15 protein-coding genes are annotated in these 16,072 nt (G+C 63.9%); 13 read left to right on the top strand and 2 right to left on the bottom strand.

Features of this window, described 5'->3' with window-relative positions; all coding sequences use genetic code 11:
* Nucleotides 1-66 precede the first annotated feature (66 nt).
* From FNL14_RS10745 to sucD, 4 genes are all read left to right on the top strand, one after another.
* Entirely contained in the window at nucleotides 67-1,374 is a 1,308-nt protein-coding gene (locus FNL14_RS10745; protein ID WP_142059912.1) for a glycosyltransferase, read from the top strand.
* 19 nt (nucleotides 1,375-1,393) lie between these two features.
* Nucleotides 1,394-2,101: a hypothetical protein gene (locus tag FNL14_RS10740; protein ID WP_142059910.1), complete on the top strand. Its 708-nt coding sequence runs from the start codon at nucleotides 1,394-1,396 to the stop codon at nucleotides 2,099-2,101.
* A gap of 222 nt (nucleotides 2,102-2,323) precedes the next feature.
* Nucleotides 2,324-3,493, top strand: a complete 1,170-nt coding sequence (sucC, locus tag FNL14_RS10735; protein WP_050056227.1) for an ADP-forming succinate--CoA ligase subunit beta — start codon at nucleotides 2,324-2,326, stop codon at nucleotides 3,491-3,493.
* 12 nt (nucleotides 3,494-3,505) lie between these two features.
* Nucleotides 3,506-4,408 (top strand): succinate--CoA ligase subunit alpha, encoded by a 903-nt coding sequence (gene sucD, locus FNL14_RS10730; RefSeq protein ID WP_091417276.1) that lies wholly within the window; start codon nucleotides 3,506-3,508, stop codon nucleotides 4,406-4,408.
* Nucleotides 4,409-4,554: 146 nt separating this feature from the next.
* Here the strand turns inward: sucD and FNL14_RS10725 are convergent, their stop codons facing one another.
* Both FNL14_RS10725 and FNL14_RS10720 read right to left on the bottom strand, forming a co-directional pair.
* Nucleotides 4,555-5,037: an SRPBCC family protein gene (locus tag FNL14_RS10725; RefSeq protein WP_142059908.1), complete on the bottom strand. Its 483-nt coding sequence runs from the start codon at nucleotides 5,035-5,037 to the stop codon at nucleotides 4,555-4,557.
* Nucleotides 5,034-5,393 (bottom strand): helix-turn-helix transcriptional regulator, encoded by a 360-nt coding sequence (locus FNL14_RS10720; RefSeq protein WP_142059906.1) that lies wholly within the window; start codon nucleotides 5,391-5,393, stop codon nucleotides 5,034-5,036. The genes FNL14_RS10725 and FNL14_RS10720 overlap by 4 nt, the downstream gene beginning before the upstream one ends.
* Before the next feature lie 152 nt (nucleotides 5,394-5,545).
* Here FNL14_RS10720 and FNL14_RS10715 point away from each other — a divergent pair, with 152 nt between their 5' ends.
* The 9 genes from FNL14_RS10715 to FNL14_RS10675 all read left to right on the top strand — a co-directional run bounded on the left by FNL14_RS10715 (nucleotide 5,546) and on the right by FNL14_RS10675 (nucleotide 16,056).
* A complete protein-coding gene (locus FNL14_RS10715) occupies nucleotides 5,546-5,950 on the top strand; it encodes a tautomerase family protein (RefSeq protein ID WP_142059904.1) in 405 nt (134 codons plus the stop codon).
* A gap of 191 nt (nucleotides 5,951-6,141) precedes the next feature.
* Nucleotides 6,142-7,176 (top strand): 5-dehydro-2-deoxygluconokinase, encoded by a 1,035-nt coding sequence (gene iolC, locus FNL14_RS10710; RefSeq protein ID WP_142059902.1) that lies wholly within the window; start codon nucleotides 6,142-6,144, stop codon nucleotides 7,174-7,176.
* Nucleotides 7,173-8,111, top strand: a complete 939-nt coding sequence (locus tag FNL14_RS10705; RefSeq protein ID WP_142059901.1) for a deoxyribose-phosphate aldolase — start codon at nucleotides 7,173-7,175, stop codon at nucleotides 8,109-8,111. Before iolC ends, FNL14_RS10705 begins: the two co-directional genes overlap by 4 nt.
* A gap of 29 nt (nucleotides 8,112-8,140) precedes the next feature.
* Complete coding sequence (gene iolD, locus FNL14_RS10700; RefSeq protein WP_142059899.1) at nucleotides 8,141-10,090, top strand: 3D-(3,5/4)-trihydroxycyclohexane-1,2-dione acylhydrolase (decyclizing); 1,950 nt, start codon at nucleotides 8,141-8,143, stop codon at nucleotides 10,088-10,090.
* Nucleotides 10,091-10,125: 35 nt separating this feature from the next.
* Nucleotides 10,126-11,640 carry a CoA-acylating methylmalonate-semialdehyde dehydrogenase gene (locus FNL14_RS10695; protein ID WP_142059897.1) on the top strand — a complete coding sequence of 505 codons (1,515 nt, stop codon included), beginning with the start codon at nucleotides 10,126-10,128 and terminating at the stop codon, nucleotides 11,638-11,640.
* A gap of 67 nt (nucleotides 11,641-11,707) precedes the next feature.
* Nucleotides 11,708-12,619, top strand: coding sequence for a sugar phosphate isomerase/epimerase (locus FNL14_RS10690; protein ID WP_142059895.1), 912 nt, complete (start codon nucleotides 11,708-11,710; stop codon nucleotides 12,617-12,619).
* A gap of 31 nt (nucleotides 12,620-12,650) precedes the next feature.
* Nucleotides 12,651-13,664, top strand: coding sequence for a Gfo/Idh/MocA family protein (locus FNL14_RS10685; RefSeq protein ID WP_142059893.1), 1,014 nt, complete (start codon nucleotides 12,651-12,653; stop codon nucleotides 13,662-13,664).
* Between the two features lie 104 nt (nucleotides 13,665-13,768).
* Nucleotides 13,769-14,644 (top strand): sugar phosphate isomerase/epimerase, encoded by an 876-nt coding sequence (locus FNL14_RS10680; protein ID WP_142059891.1) that lies wholly within the window; start codon nucleotides 13,769-13,771, stop codon nucleotides 14,642-14,644.
* Nucleotides 14,641-16,056, top strand: coding sequence for a sugar porter family MFS transporter (locus FNL14_RS10675; protein ID WP_142059889.1), 1,416 nt, complete (start codon nucleotides 14,641-14,643; stop codon nucleotides 16,054-16,056). The genes FNL14_RS10680 and FNL14_RS10675 overlap by 4 nt, the downstream gene beginning before the upstream one ends.
* Nucleotides 16,057-16,072: the final 16 nt, after the last annotated feature.

Genomic DNA, 16,072 nt, shown 5'->3' with positions numbered 1-16,072 from the left:
CTCCCCGCGCGGGTCTACAGTTCAGGAACGTTTCCCCAGAGCCGTACCAACACGACGGAGCGGGCCATGAACATTCTGTTCGCCAGCCAGGCAATCGACGGTCATTTCAACCCCATGACCGGGGTGGCAAAGGAGCTTCAAGAACGCGGCCACGATGTCCGCTGGTACACAGGCCCGGTCCTCGCCGGCAAGCTCCGCGAACTTGGGATTCCGCTGTTCCCTTTCAAGCGCGCCATCGAGCACCGCGCAGACAACCTCAGCGAGCTCTACCCGGAACGCGCCAAGCTGAAAGGTCCCCGCGCCATCGGCTTCGACGGGGAGAAAATCTTCGCCAGCAACATCAGCAACTTCTTCGAGGACATCCGGGAACTGGACCGGGCCTTCCCTTTTGATGTCCTGGTGGCAGACAGTTCCATGTTCATCCACCGGCTCGTCGTGCACCTGATGGGAAAACGGGTGGTGGCCTTTGTTGCGATTCCCAATATGGAAAGCGATCCACTGGTGCCCCCGCTCTTTTTCGGTTTCCTCCCCGCGCGCAACGCCCGGGAAAAGGTCCTGCAGGCCGCGGCCGGGCTTCTTTCCGACAAGGTCATACTTCGTCCGGCCAGCCAAAGCTACCGGCGGCAGCACGCGTTCTATGGCCAGGAGGTGCCCAAAAGAGGCCGGCTCACCGACGAGCCGTACCGCTGCTCGGACGCCGTCATCCAAACCGGTTCCAGGTCCCTCGATTTCCCGCGAAAAAATGACAACCCTAACGTCCACTACGTCGGGGCGCTACTGCCCTACCGGCTATCGGATACGGCCGCCATGCAACTGGAACCGCACGTGGATCCGCAAGGTTCCGCCGGAACAGGTTTTGCCAGGACAGTAGTGGTCACCCAGGGCACGGTGGACAACTTGGACCTGAACAAACTGATCATTCCCGCAATAGAGGCACTGAAGGACACGGACACCATGGTGATGGTGGCGACGGCAGGCCGCGGTACGGCGGAACTCCGTGAACGCTATCCGCAAGCGAACGTCCAGATCCACGACTATATCGACTTTGCCGCCGTCTTCGACCATACGGACGTTTTTGTCACCAACGGCGGGTTTGGCGGCGTGCAGCTCGCGCTTTCCAAGGGGGTCCCCCTGGTGGTGTCCGGGATCAACGAGGGAAAGAACGATGTCAACGCCAGGGTGGAGTACGCCGGGGCGGGCATCAACCTGCGGACGGACAACCCCTCGGCGGAGAGCATCGGCAAGGCCGTAAACAACATTTTGGCCGATCCGGCATGGAAGGACCGGGCCCAGCAGATGCGCCGCGATTTTGGCTCCGACAATCCTGCCAGGGCTGCCGCCAAAGTGGTGGAAGGCGTAGTCAGCAACAGGTAAAGCGTCGGCGTAAAGCATAATGGGGCGCATGCGACGGACTGTTCTGGGGATCTTCGCCGCCCTCATCCTGGCGGCGGCCACGGCCTGCACCATCACCACGCAGGATCCCGGCTACGTCCCCCCGCCCCCGCTGCCGCCTTTGGAACAGCTGGAACAGACCCGTTTGGTGGATGCCAAAGGCTTCTCCAACGGTGAAGGTGTTGTCTCCTTCATCACTGCAGACCGTACTGTTGCCTGTTCCCTGACCGCCGCCAGGGGAGAGCATGTGAATCTGCCCTACGAGCAAAACAACTACAGTGATTCGGCCAACAACAAGCTGGCGACGGTGCCCGTGGCACACTGCGAACTTGCCAAATACCCGCAGCCAAAGGCCGAGGACGCCAAGGACGACTGTGCGGGAACCAACCTGGGCTATCTGGGCGGCGTTGCCCTGCTCACGCCGGACAGCGCGCGGTACGGCGAATGCCGTTCCGGCGTCACACAAATGGAGGCAACGTACGGTCCCGGGGGAAGCAAGACCGGCGACATAAGCGAACTGCAGGTGCTGGGGGAGGGTCAGAACCTCGAAGGGAACGGGCTGCGCTGTTCGGCCTATAACGGCGGCGTGGCGTGCGGAAATGTCTCCGCCGGCGTCGGATTCTTTGTTTCCCCGGACCATTACGAACTGATTTACAAGCCGGACGAGACTGCCTCCCCGGCCCCTCAGGAGCCCTCAAAAACCCCGTAATTCCGCGGTTTTTCTACGCTCCATAGAATAGTGTCCTTACTCACATAAGCGGTACTCTGGGACGGGCCGGTCCCTCCAAAGGACTAGAGTTCCCAGTGGAGCATCACGCCGCGTGGCTCGTTTCCAACAGGCCGCCGGTGCGTGCAATTCCGCAGCCCGGTCATCGTCTTCGATGGTGTCCGACTGTACAGAAACTACTTCGACGTAGAAGGACACTAAACCGTGGACCTGTTTGAATACCAGGCGCGCGATATGTTCGAGGCGCACGGTGTACCCGTGCTTGCCGGCATCGTGGCGCACACCCCAGAAGAAGCAAAGGCAGCTGCCGAGAAGATCGGCGGCGTAACTGTCGTCAAAGCCCAGGTCAAGGTTGGCGGCCGCGGCAAGGCCGGCGGCGTCAAGGTCGCAAAGTCCGCTGACGAGGCACTTGAGCACGCCACCAACATCCTGGGCATGGACATCAAGGGCCACACCGTCAACAAGGTGATGATCGCCCAGGGTGCTGACATCGCCGAGGAGTACTACTTCTCCGTCCTGCTGGACCGCGCCAACCGCAACTACCTGGCCATGTGCTCGGTTGAAGGCGGCATGGAAATCGAACAGCTCGCCGTCGAACGCCCCGAAGCGCTGGCCAAGATCGCCATCGACCCCGCCGTGGGCATCGACCAGGCCAAGGCAGACGAAATCGTCGCAGCCGCAGGCTTCGCTGAGGAACTCCGCGGCAAAGTCGCCGACGTGATCCTCAAGCTCTGGGACGTCTTCAAGAAGGAAGACGCCACCCTCGTGGAGGTCAACCCCCTCGTCAAGACCGGCGCCGGTGAGATCGTGGCCCTGGACGGCAAGGTCTCCCTCGATGAGAACGCCGACTTCCGGCACGCCAAGCACGCCCTCCTTGAGGACAAGGACGCAGCGGACCCCCTTGAGGCCAAGGCAAAGGCGCAGGACCTCAACTACGTCAAGCTGGACGGCGAAGTAGGCATCATCGGCAACGGTGCGGGCCTGGTTATGTCCACTCTCGACGTCGTTGCCTACGCCGGCGAGAACCACGGCAACGTCAAGCCCGCAAACTTCCTGGACATCGGCGGCGGAGCCTCGGCTGAGGTCATGGCTGCAGGCCTGGACGTCATCCTCGGCGACGAGCAGGTCAAGTCCGTCTTCGTCAACGTCTTCGGTGGCATCACCGCCTGCGACGCTGTCGCCAAGGGCATCGTCGGCGCACTGGCCGAACTCGGCCACACCGCCAACAAGCCGCTGGTGGTCCGCCTCGACGGCAACAACGTCGAAGAAGGCCGCCGCATCCTGAACGAGGCCAACCACCCGCTGGTTACCCTGGCCGCCACCATGGACGAGGGCGCCGACAAGGCCGCCGAGCTCGCCAACGCAGCGAAGTAAAGGGACGCGACAATGTCTATCTATCTGAACAAGGACTCCAAGGTCATCGTCCAGGGCATCACCGGCGGCGAAGGCACCAAGCACACCGCCCTGATGCTGAAGGCCGGCACTAACATCGTGGGCGGCGTCAACGCCCGCAAGGCCGGCACCACCGTCCTGCACGGCGACAACGAAATCAACGTCTACGGCACCGTCAAGGAAGCCATCGCCGAAACCGGCGCTGACGTATCCATCGTCTTCGTACCCCCGGCATTCACCAAGAACGCTGTTGTGGAAGCCATCGAAGCCGGCATCGGCCTCGTTGTGGTCATCACCGAAGGCGTGCCGGTCCAGGACTCCGCCGAATTCTGGGCCCTGGCCCAGTCCAAGCTGGACGCCGACGGCAACCAGGTCACCCGCATCATCGGCCCGAACTGCCCCGGCATCATCACCCCGGGCGAAGCCCTGGTGGGCATCACCCCGGCCAACATCACGGGCAAGGGCCCCATCGGCCTGGTTTCCAAGTCAGGCACCCTGACCTACCAGATGATGTACGAACTGCGCGATCTGGGCTTCTCCACCGCCATCGGCATCGGCGGCGACCCCGTCATCGGCACCACCCACATCGACGCCCTCGCCGCGTTCGAGGCTGACCCCGAGACCAAGGCGATCGTGATGATCGGCGAAATCGGCGGCGACGCCGAAGAGCGCGCAGCCGACTTCATCAAGGCCAACGTCACCAAGCCGGTCGTCGGCTACGTGGCAGGCTTCACCGCTCCCGAAGGCAAGACCATGGGCCACGCCGGCGCCATCGTCTCCGGTTCCGCCGGTACCGCACAGGCCAAGAAGGAAGCCCTCGAGGCTGCAGGCGTGAAGGTTGGCAAGACGCCGTCCGAGACCGCCAAGCTGCTGCGCGAAGTCTACGCAGCCCTCTAGAAGTTCCGTTTAGAACAACGCGGGGTCACTTAACGCCCGATCCACACAGTGGGATGGGCGCGAAGTGACCCCGCGTTGCTGTTTAAGTACGACGACGGCAGGTCACCTTTCCAGGAAAGGCGACCTGCCGTCGTCGTACTTTTTGTTTACACCTTGGCGCCGCTGAGCAGCTCCTCCAGGCGCTCGTAGCCTTCGCTCATGCCGCCCTCCATGCCGGACTGCGCCATGCCGTCGCGTGCCTCCTGGCTGGGGTAGACGGAGTGGCCGCGCAGCCGGGTCCGGCCGTTGCCGAGGTCCTCGAACGTCATGAATTCCAGGCTGACCACGTCCGGGTAACCGCCGAACTCGAAGGTCTGGATGGCGAACTCGTTCTCGCGGACGGTGTGGAAGATGCCCTTGAACTCGTAGGGCACGCCCTCGGGCCCGGTGTGCAGGTAGCTGTAGCTGCCGCCGGTGCGGAAATCGTAGTGGTCGATGTCCATTTTGTAGCCCCGGGGGCCCAGCCACTGGACGATCAGGTCCGGTTCCTTGTGGGCCCGGAACACGTCCGCGACCGGGAAATCAAACTCGCGCTCGTGATCGATGAAGGGGACGCCCTCAGGAACGCTGAGTTTCAGGGAATTGCTCATGATGACTCCTTGGGTTTGTCGCTGCGGGCCGCAGCTTTTGATCTAAGTACGGCGTCGAGGTTGCGGAACTGCCCTTCGCGGACCAGCCTGTACTGGTCGATCCAGGCGGTGAGGGCCTCAAGCCGTGCCGGGTTCAGGTGGACGGGCCGGCGCTGCGCATCCCTGGTCCGGGTCACCAGTTCGGCCTGCTCGAGCACCTGGATATGTTTCGAGACCGCCTGTTTGGAGATCGCGAACGGTTCTGCCAATTCATTAACAGTGGCCGGGCCCCGGCTGAGCCGGGCGATGATGCTCCGCCGTACGGGGTCGGCCAGGGCCATAAAGGCCGAGTCCAGTGCCGCGCTTTCGGAGATCATGACGGGCCTCTCTTAGTCAACCTTCTTGTTTATCAACCTTTCGGTTGTCTAACAGTACTCCTGGCAGGTCTACGCTTCAAGACCCGTAGGCCTTGTCTCGAACTGGTGAACTTTGTTAGTATGTCAGTACAAACTCTTGAAGGAGAAGACTTATGCCCCTCGTCCGTATTGATGTCAATGACGGCCGTTCCGCCGAAGACCTGCAGCGGCTTAGCCGCGGGATCCACGATGCGATCCTTGCTGAGTACGGCATTCCGGAACGTGACTACTTCCACATCCTTACCGAGCACCCGCAGGGGCAAATTTTCGCCCAGGACGCTGGGCTGGGCTTCGAGCGGACCGGGGGAGTAGTGATGATCCAGATCTTTACCCAGGGCGGGCGTTCACAGGAGGCGAAGCAGCGCCTCTTTGCCGCTGTTGCCGACAAGCTCGCCGGGGTGGGGGTGGCCGGTGAGGATGTGTTCATCGGTTACGTAGAAAACAGCGCCGGCGACTGGTCGTTCGGATTCGGCCGTGCGCAGTACGTCACGGGCGAGCTGTCCGTCCCCAAAAAGTAGCTCCTGCACCCCCTTCCTGTGGCCATGCTGGGAGGGGAAAGCAATGTTGTAAGTATGTCAGTACAAACCTTTGACAGGACATGCGATCTAGGGCAAAGTAGTGCCTGTGGCCCACACCACGGCCTGCCAGTCCAGGAACTCCTGCCGCTTCAAAGGATCCGAGTTCCACACCAGAAAGGTCCACGATCACCGTGACCCACGAGCTTCTTACGATCGGGCGCATCAGCGTTGATATCTACCCGAACGACATCGGGGTTGGCCTGGAGGATGTCAATTCCTTCGGCAAGTACCTGGGCGGTTCGCCGTCGAATGTTGCCGTTGCCGCCGCCCGCCACGGGCGCCGCGCCGGCGTCATTACCCGTACCGGCGATGACCCGTTCGGTGAATACCTGCACCGTGAGCTGCGCAAGTTCAACGTCGATGACACCTATGTCACACCGGTCAAGGACTGGCCCACAGCGGTGACCTTCTGCGCGATCAAGCCGGCGACGGACGAGTTCCCGCTGTACTTCTACGGCCGTTTCCCCACTGCACCGGACCTGCAGATCAAGACCGGGGAACTGGACTTGGACGCCATCCGCGAATCCGGCATCTTCTGGTCCACCGTGACCGGGCTGTGCCAGGAGCCCAGCCGCAGCGCCCACATCGCCGCGCACGAGGCCCGCCCCCGCACCGGCCTAGCCGAGGGGCAGTTCACCATCCTGGACCTCGACTACCGGCCCATGTTCTGGGCTTCGGAAGGGGAGGCCCGTGCCGAGGTCGCCAGGATCCTGCCGCATGTCACCGTTGCTATCGGCAATGACAAGGAATGCGCCGTGGCCGTAGGTGAAGGCACCCCTGATGAGCAGGCAGACAGGCTCCTTGCAGCCGGCGTGGAGATCGCCGTCGTCAAGCTCGGCCCTGAAGGCGTGATGGCGAAGACCCGTTCCGAGCGTGTGGTTTCCGCCCCTGTCCCCGTGGAGACCCTCAACGGCCTCGGTGCCGGTGACTCCTTCGGCGGCGCCTTCTGCCATGGGCTGCTCTCCGGTTGGCCGCTGGCCCAGGTCCTGGACTACGCCAACGCCGCGGGTGCCATCGTCGCCTCCCGACTCTCGTGCGCCGACGCGATGCCGACGCCGGATGAGGTCACCTCGCTGCTGGCCGAACGCGGCCGGCCGGTTCACGGCGCAGGTGCTGCTGGTTCCGAGGCAAATGCCCAGTTCGCCGCCGAAGGAGCAGCACTGTGACTCTCACCCCGATCGCCGCCAATCAGGCGCTCAACGACGATCCGCGCCGCTACGAGCACCTGAGTACCATCCGGCTCGAAGACCCGGAAGCCGTCGCCCGCGCCGCGAAGTCCCGCCGCCGCCACCCCGGCCTCAAGGCGGGCCGGCAAAACTTCATCGTCGCCGCCGACCACCCCGCCCGCGGTGCCCTCGCCGTCGGCAGCGACCCGGTGGCAATGGCCGACCGGCGGCAGTTGCTGGACCGGTTGCAGATCGCGCTCGCCAACCCCGCCGTCGACGGAGTCCTGGCGTCCCCGGATATCATGGACGACCTTCTGCTGCTGGGCGCACTTGACGGCAAACTCGTGTTTGGTTCGATGAACCGCGGCGGCCTGTCCGGGCTGGTGAACGAGCTCGACGACCGGTTCACCGGCCACACGGCCGCGGCACTGGAAGCCCTCAGGGCAGATGGCGGCAAAATGCTCACCCGCATCTGCCTGGGTGATCCGGACACCGTCGCCACCCTGGAGGCGACCGCGAAGGCCATTGATTCCCTCGCCGAGCGGAAGCTGATCGCGATGGTGGAACCATTCCTGTCTGTCCGCGAGAACGGAAAGGTCCGCAACGACCTGTCCACCAACGCGGTGATCAAGTCCATCGCCATCGCCGAGGGCCTGGGCTCCACCAGTGCCTACACCTGGATGAAGCTTCCTGTGGTGGCCGACATGGAACGCGTCATGGCTGCTACCACCATGCCCACCGTTCTGCTGGGCGGGGACCCGGACGGCAGCCAGGACGAAATCTTCGCCACCTGGCAGTCCGCACTGGCGCTGCCCGGCGTCCAGGGCCTCACCGTGGGCCGCACCCTGCTCTACCCTGCCGACGGGGATGTCGCAGGCGCCGTTGCCAGCGCCGCCTCGCTCCTGCACCACACCACCGAAATCCCGGAGAACTAGCAATGGGCACAGCAACAGGAACGCGCAGAATGACGGTGGCACAGGCCGTCGTCGAGTACCTTTCCAAGCAGTACACGGTCGATTCCATCGGTGGTGTTGATTACCGCGAGCGGCTCATTCCGGGCACGTTCGGTATTTTTGGACACGGCAACGTTGCAGGCGTTGGCCAGGCGTTGAAGCAGTACCAGCAGATGGATCCGGCCATCATGCCGTACTACCAGGGCCGGAACGAGCAGGCCCAGGTCCACCAGGCCGTGGGATACGCCCGGCACACCCGCCGCCGGCAGACCTACGCGGTCAGCACCTCGATCGGCCCGGGCTCATCGAACCTGCTGACCGGTGCCGCGCTGGCCACCACCAACCGGCTTCCGGTGCTGCTGCTGCCGAGTGACACTTTCGCCACCCGCGCTGCGGACCCGGTGCTCCAGCAACTGGAACAGCCCTACGCCTATGACATCACCGTCAACGACGCGTTCCGGCCGCTGTCCAAATTCTTCGACCGGGTGAACCGGCCCGAGCAGCTGTTCTCGGCATTCCACCACGGCCTGCGCGTCCTGACGGACCCGGCCGAGACCGGTGCCGTCACCATCTCGCTGCCGCAGGACGTCCAGGCCGAGGCGTTCGACGTTCCCGAGGAATTCCTGGCCGAACGGGAGTGGCGGATCCGCCGCCCGGACGCGGACGACGACGACATAGCCCGCGCCGCCGCTGCCATCCGTGCCGCGAAGCGGCCGCTGATCATTGCTGGCGGCGGCGTCCTGTACGCCTACGCCAACGACGAACTGGCGAAGTTTGTGGAACTGACCGGCATCCCGGTGGGGAACACCCAGGCCGGCGTCGGCGTCCTGCCCTGGGACCACAAGTTCTCCCTCGGAGCCATCGGCTCCACCGGCACGACGGCGGCTAACGCCATCGCAGCCGAGGCGGACCTGATCATCGGCATCGGCACCCGGTACGAGGACTTCACCACCGCGTCGCGGACCGCGTTCCAGAACCCGGACGTGCAGTTCATCAATATCAACGTGGCTGCGATAGATGCGTACAAGCACGGCACCACGCTCCCGATCGTGGCCGACGCCCGCAAGGCACTGGTGAAGCTCAACGCAGCGCTGGGCGGCTACCGTGTGGGTGCCGACCTGGAGCAGAAAATCGCTTCCGAGAAGGAGCGCTGGGACGCCACCGTGGATGCCGCTTTCGATACCCGCTACACGCCCCTGCCGGCACAGAACGAGATCATCGGCGCCACCAACCGGGCCATGGACGCCCGCGACGTGGTGATCTGCGCGGCCGGATCCCTGCCCGGTGACCTGCACAAGATGTGGCGGGTCCGGGATCCGTTCGGCTACCACGTCGAATATGCCTACTCCTGCATGGGTTACGAAATCCCCGGCGGCCTGGGCGTCAAGCGCGCAGCCCTCGCCGAAGCGACAAGTACGACGGCGGCAGGCACGCCGGGCGCGGAGGTGCGGGACGTCGTCGTGATGGTAGGGGACGGCTCCTACCTGATGATGCACACCGAACTGGTCACCGCCGTCGCCGAACGCATCAAGCTGATTGTGGTCCTGATCCAGAATCACGGCTACGCCTCCATTGGTTCGCTCTCCGAGATGCTCGGCTCGCAGCGGTTCGGCACCCAGTACCGGGCCCTGAACGAGGAACAGCACAGCTTCGACGACGGCGAGACCCTCCCCGTTGACCTTGCCCTGAACGCCGAGTCGCTGGGTGTAAAGGTGATCCGGATCGAACCGGGCGAGAAGGTCATCGCCGAACTCGAGCAGGCCATCCGCGATGCTAAAGCCGCCCCCGAACGCGGCGGCCCCATCCTGATCCACGTCGAGTCCGATCCGCTCCTGGACGCACCGTCCTCCGAGTCCTGGTGGGACGTCCCCGTCTCCCAGGTCTCCGAACTGGAATCCACCCGACAGGCTTTCCAGACGTACACCGACCACAAGAACCGCCAGCGCAAACTGCTTGGCTGACACCCCCTCCTGACCCACTCAAGGAAGAGTCCTTCATGACTGCCACGACCACTGAGACCACCGTCATCAACCACTTCATCAACGGCGCCGAAACCGCAGGCGAGGGTGACCGCACCACCCCGGTCTACAACCCGGCCACCGGTGCTGTGTCCGCCACCCTGCGCCTGGCAAACCGTGCCGACCTGGAGGCCACTGTCGCGGCCGCCCGCAAGGCCGCCGACTCCTGGGGGGACATCTCCCTGGCGAAGCGCACCGCGGTCCTGTTCAAGTTCCGGGAACTCGTCGCCGCCCACGTCGAGGAGCTGGCGCAGCTGGTCACCGCCGAGCACGGCAAGGTCATCTCCGACGCCAAGGGCGAGATCGGCCGCGGCCTGGAAGTCATCGAATATGCCTGCGGCATCCCTACCCTGCTCAAGGGTGACTACTCCGACCAGGTCTCCACCGGCATCGACGTGTTCAACTTCCGCGAACCCCTCGGCGTGGTCGCCGGTATCACGCCGTTCAACTTCCCCGTGATGGTGCCGCTGTGGATGGCTCCGATGGCCATCGCCACCGGCAACGCCTTCATCCTCAAGCCCTCCGAACGCGACCCGTCCGCCTCACTGCTGCTGGCCAGGCTCTGGAAGCAGGCCGGCCTGCCCGACGGCGTGTTCCAGGTCCTGCACGGCGACAAGGAAACCGTCGATGGCCTGCTGACCCACCCGGATGTGGATGGCATCTCCTTCGTCGGTTCCACTCCGATCGCCCAGTACGTCCACGAAACTGCCACTAGGCACGGCAAGCGCGTCCAGGCCCTGGGCGGGGCAAAGAACCACGCCATCGTGATGCCCGACGCCGACCTGGACAACGCAGCCGACCACCTGGCCGCCGCCGCTTTCGGCTCCGCCGGCGAACGCTGCATGGCCATCTCAGTCGCCGTCGCCGTCGGGGACGCCGCCGACCTCATTGTCAAGAAGGTCGAAGAACGGGCCCTCGCGGTGAAGGTCAACAACGGCACCGCCCCCGACGCCGAAATGGGCCCGGTCATCACCCCCGCCTCCAAGGAACGCATCGTCAGGATCGTCACCGAAGCCGAACAGGCCGGCGCAGCAATGGTGGTTGACGGCCGCGACCTGGTGGTTCCCGGCCACGAAGACGGCTTCTGGGTGGGCCCCACCGTCATCGACCACGTCAAGACCGAAATGACCGCCTACACCGAGGAAATCTTCGGGCCGGTCCTCGTGGTGGTCCGCGTCGACACCCTCGAAGACGGCATTAAGCTCATCAACGCCAACCCCTATGGCAACGGCACCGCCATCTTCACGTCCTCCGGCGCGGCCGCCCGGAAGTTCCAGCGCTCCGTCACTGTAGGCATGATCGGCATCAACGTGCCCCTGCCCGTCCCGGTGGCCTACCACTCCTTCGGCGGCTGGAAGGCGTCCCTCTTCGGCGACAAGCACATCTACGGTCCCGAAGGCGTATCCTTCTACACCCGCGGCAAGGTCATCACGTCCCGCTGGCCCGAAACCCACCACGCCTCCGGCGCCTCGTACAACTTCCCCTCCAACTAGCCCGTTACCCGTTTCGACAGGCTCAACCACCGCTGGTAGAGCCTGTCGAAACCCACAAGGAGTGACAATGACTGAGAACAAGCTGATCATCGGCACTGCCCCGGACTCCTGGGGCGTCTGGTTCCCGGATGACCCCAAGCAGACCCCCTGGGAACGCTTCCTGGACGAAGTGGCCGAGTCCGGCTACAAGTGGATTGAACTGGGCCCATACGGTTACCTCCCAACGGATCCCACCCGCCTGGCGGATGAGCTCAAGGCCCGCGATCTGCAGATCTCGGCCGGGACCGTGTTCACCGCCTTCCACCGCGGCCTGGACCAGTGGGAAACGGCCTGGGAGCCAGCCCGCAAGGTTGCCGAACTGACGGCCGCGATGGGCGGCGAGCACATCGTGGTCATTCCCGCCATGTGGCGCGACGACGTTACCGGCGAAGCCGTGGAAAGCGGCACGCTCAGCGACAAGGCCTGGAGCGACCTGTTCACCGGACACAACCGGCTGGGCAAAACCCTGCTGGAGGACTTCGGCCTGAAACAGCAGTTCCACTCCCACGCCGACTCCCATGTGGGCGCCCAGGAGGACATTGAAACGCTGCTCGGCGCAACGGACCCGCAATACCTGAACCTGTGCCTGGACACCGGCCACGCTGAATACTGCGGCGCCTCAAGCCTGGAACTGATCAAGAACTACCCGGACCGGATCGGCTACCTGCACCTGAAGCAGATCAACCCGGAGATTCTGAAAAAGGTCAACGAGGAAAACATGACCTGGGCTGCCGCCAACCTGGCCGGCGTGATGACCGAACCGCCGAACGGGCTGCCGGACCTTCGCGCGGTTATCGAGGCCGTGGAAGCCCTGAATCGCCCCATCTTCGGCATTGTGGAGCAGGACATGTATCCCGTCGCCTTCGACGTGCCCATGCCCATCGCCAAGCGCACGCGCAACTACTTGCTGTCCTGCGGTTCCCGCACCGCCGTCAGCTGACCCCGCCACAGACACCAAAAGGACGAAAACAATGACTGAAACCCTCCGCGTCGCCGTCATCGGCGCAGGCCGCATGGGTGCCGACCACATCCAGCGCCTCCACAAGCGCATTCACGGAGCTGAAGTTGCCGCCGTCGTAGACGTTGACCTGGCCCGCGCGGAAGCTGCCATCGAAGGCATCCCCGGCGCCGAGGCCCTGGCCGATGCTGACGAGGCCCTGAACAACGGCGACGTCAACGCGGTCCTGATCGCCACGCCCGGCTTCCTGCACGAGGACATCCTGCTCAAGGCGATCGCCAAAGACATCCCGATCCTTTGCGAAAAGCCCCTCACCCCCGACGCCGAATCCTCCTGGAAGATCGTCCAAGCCGAGGTGCAGCTGGGCCACAAGCGCATCCAGGTCGGGTTCATGCGCCGCTTCGACGCCGAATACGCGTCGCTGGGCAAGATCATCCGTGACCACGAACTGGGCGAACTGCTGATGCTGCACCACCAGCACCGCAACCCGAGCACGCCCGAGGGCTTCACGAACGAGATGCTCATCAACGACTCCGTGGTCCACGAGTTCGACGCCATCCGCTTCTTCACCGGCGAGGAAATCACTTCCGTGCAGGTCCGGTTGGGCAAGGCCACGAAGAACGCGCCCTCCGGCCAGCACGACCCCCAGCACGTCCTGCTCGAGACCGAGTCCGGTGTCCTGGCCGACGTGGAAATCTACGTCAACGCCAAATTCGGCTACGAGGTGGCCACCCAGGCCTCCTTCGAAGAGGGCATTATCAGCATCGGCGGCGACAAGGGACCCTACACCCGCAGCGCCGGCCGCTGGGGCGGCAACGTCACTCCCGGTTTCGAGGAGCGCTTCGGCGCCGCCTACGACGTCGAGATCCAGTCCTGGGTGGACGCGGCACTGAAGGGCGAAATCGGCGGCCCCTCCGCCTGGGACGGATACGCCACGGCAGCCTGCTGCGAAGCCGGCGTCGAAGCCCAGAAGAACGGCGAAAAGGTGGCGGTCAAGCTCGCTGCAAAGCCCGACCTCTACAAATAGCCCCTAGGAGTTTTTGTCCAGATATGCAGACTTTCAGGCCCTTTAGCCCTGCATATCTGGACAAGAACTCGCACCCGTGACTGATCCACAATGGAGTGTTTTACGTGAAAATCGCGCTTGACCCCACACCGTTCCACCACTCGCACAGCCTGCTCGAGTTCCCCAAGGTGGTTGCGGACCTCGGATACAAGTACATGCAGATGACCCCGCACGCGGACCTCATCCCCTTCTACAACCACCCCAAAGCGGACGACGAACTGGTGGGCCAACTGAACAAGGCCTGCCGGGATGCGGGGATCGAAATCGCATCCGTCCTGCCGGTGCTCCGCTGGTCCGGGCCGGATGAGGACGCCCGCGAGGCCGCAGTCCGTTACTGGAAGCGTGCCATCCAGATCACGGTGGACCTGGGCGTCAGCACCATGAACACCGAGTTCAGCGGCCGGCCCGAGAAGGCGGAGGAGTCCGAGCGCGCCTTCTACCGTTCCATGGAGGAACTGCTGCCCATTATCGAACGCGAGGGCATCGACCTCCTTATAGACCCCCACCCTGACGACTTTGTCGAGGAAGGCCTCGCCGCCATCCGCGTGATCCGCGGGCTCAACTCGAAGAACGTGGGCATGGTCTACGTGGCATCGCACAGCTTCCACATGAAGAACTCCCCGTTGGACATCATGCGGGCAGCGGGGGACAAGCTGCGCCTGGTCCACGTGGCGGACACCATGAACCACCACGCCTCGCACGGATTGCGCTACATCACCAACCCGCCGGGCAACCCCGTCCGCGTCCACCAGCACCTGAAAATCGGCGACGGCGACGTGAACTGGGACGAGTTCTTCGGCGGACTGAAGGAGATCGGCTTCCTGGACCGGGACAACACTGTGATGGTGTCCAGCGTCTTCGCCGAGGATGAAAATGCCGAGGACGTTTCGCGGTACCAGCTGGACGCCATGAAGCAGTACGTGCAGAAGGTCAGCCTATGAGTGGCCCTGCTCCGGCCTCCCTCCAGACGGGGCAGCCCGCGAACCACAAACGGGCACTGCGCACTGTAACCATCGTCTCCACCTTCGGCGGGCTGCTCTTCGGTTACGACACCGGCGTGATCAACGGTGCGCTGCCGTACATGCAGGAAGACCTGGGTCTCACGCCGCTGACCGAAGGCCTGGTCACTTCTTCCCTGCTGTTCGGCGCCGCTTTCGGCGCCTTGTTCGGGGGACGCCTGGCGGACCGGAACGGGCGCCGGAAGATGATCATGGTCCTGGCGGTCATCTTCCTCGTCGGCACCCTGGCATGTACTTTCGCGCCAAGCACCGAAGTGATGATCGCGGCCCGCTTCGTGCTGGGCCTGGCGGTGGGCGGCGCGTCCGTGACCGTCCCCGTGTACCTGGCCGAGGTCTCGCCCAGCGCGCGGCGCGGACGGATCGTCACGCAAAACGAACTGATGATCGTCACCGGGCAGCTGCTGGCCTTCATCTTCAACGCCTACCTTGGCAACACCTTTGGCGAAGCCGGCGGCATCTGGCGCTGGATGCTGGTGATCGCCACCCTCCCCGCCATCGCGCTGTGGATCGGGATGAACTTTATGCCCGAGAGCCCCCGCTGGCTCGCCTCGATGGGCAGTTTCGGCGAAACGCTCAGCGTCCTGCAACGCATCCGTTCCCAGACTGATGCCCGGGCGGAATTCGAAGAAGTCAAGGCCATGGCCGTGGAGGACTACAAGTCCAAGATGGGTTCCTGGAAGGACCTGGGGATCCCGTGGCTCCGAAGGATTTTCGTGGTGGGCCTGGGCCTGGCAGTGATCCAACAGATCACCGGCGTGAACTCCATCATGTACTACGGCACCCAGATCCTGTCCCAGTCCGGCTTTGGCCGGGAGGCGGCCCTGACCGCCAACATTGCCAACGGAGTGATCTCGGTGCTCGCCACGTTTGTGGGCATCTGGCTGCTGGGCAAGGTGGGGCGCCGCAGGATGCTGATCACCGGACAGGTGGGCACGACGTCGGCCCTGCTGCTGATTGGGCTCTTCTCGCTGATCCTGCCGGAAGGTTCCGTCCGCGGTTTCGTTATCCTGTCGCTGACCGTCACGTTCCTGGCGTTCCAGCAGGGTGCCATTTCGCCGGTCACCTGGCTGATGCTCTCCGAGATCTTTCCCTTGAAGATCCGTGGCCTGGGCATGGGTGCCTCCGCCTTCCTGCTTTGGATCGTCAACTTCCTGATTGGGTTCGGCTTCCCGCAGCTCCTGGCCGCCATCGGCATCTCCAATACGTTCTTCGTGTTTGCAGTGCTGGGGGTGGGCGCCATCGCGTTTGCCGCGAAATACGTGCCGGAAACCAAGGACAAGAGCCTCGAAGACCTGGAGCACTACTTTAAGAACGCGGCGGCCGGGAAAGCATAGCCTGCCCGTGGGCCAG

This window comes from Pseudarthrobacter sp. B4EP4b, from assembly GCF_006680095.1.
Lineage (GTDB): Bacteria > Actinomycetota > Actinomycetes > Actinomycetales > Micrococcaceae > Arthrobacter.
The sequence above is the reverse complement of the archived record's forward strand: the minus strand, read 5'-3'. Positions and strand labels throughout refer to the sequence as shown.

Bases quoted from the DNA above. Each gene is read 5' to 3' on its own strand.
- FNL14_RS10745 (WP_142059912.1), top strand. From the start codon at position 67: ATGAACATTCTGTTCGCCAGCCAGGCAATCGACGGTCATTTCAACCCC.
- FNL14_RS10740 (WP_142059910.1), top strand. From the start codon at position 1,394: ATGGGGCGCATGCGACGGACTGTTCTGGGGATCTTCGCCGCCCTCATC.
- sucD (WP_091417276.1), top strand. From the start codon at position 3,506: ATGTCTATCTATCTGAACAAGGACTCCAAGGTCATCGTCCAGGGCATC.
- FNL14_RS10725 (WP_142059908.1), bottom strand. From the start codon at position 5,037: ATGAGCAATTCCCTGAAACTCAGCGTTCCTGAGGGCGTCCCCTTCATC.
- FNL14_RS10720 (WP_142059906.1), bottom strand. From the start codon at position 5,393: ATGATCTCCGAAAGCGCGGCACTGGACTCGGCCTTTATGGCCCTGGCC.
- FNL14_RS10715 (WP_142059904.1), top strand. From the start codon at position 5,546: ATGCCCCTCGTCCGTATTGATGTCAATGACGGCCGTTCCGCCGAAGAC.
- iolD (WP_142059899.1), top strand. From the start codon at position 8,141: ATGACGGTGGCACAGGCCGTCGTCGAGTACCTTTCCAAGCAGTACACG.
- FNL14_RS10695 (WP_142059897.1), top strand. From the start codon at position 10,126: ATGACTGCCACGACCACTGAGACCACCGTCATCAACCACTTCATCAAC.
- FNL14_RS10690 (WP_142059895.1), top strand. From the start codon at position 11,708: ATGACTGAGAACAAGCTGATCATCGGCACTGCCCCGGACTCCTGGGGC.
- FNL14_RS10685 (WP_142059893.1), top strand. From the start codon at position 12,651: ATGACTGAAACCCTCCGCGTCGCCGTCATCGGCGCAGGCCGCATGGGT.
- FNL14_RS10675 (WP_142059889.1), top strand. From the start codon at position 14,641: ATGAGTGGCCCTGCTCCGGCCTCCCTCCAGACGGGGCAGCCCGCGAAC.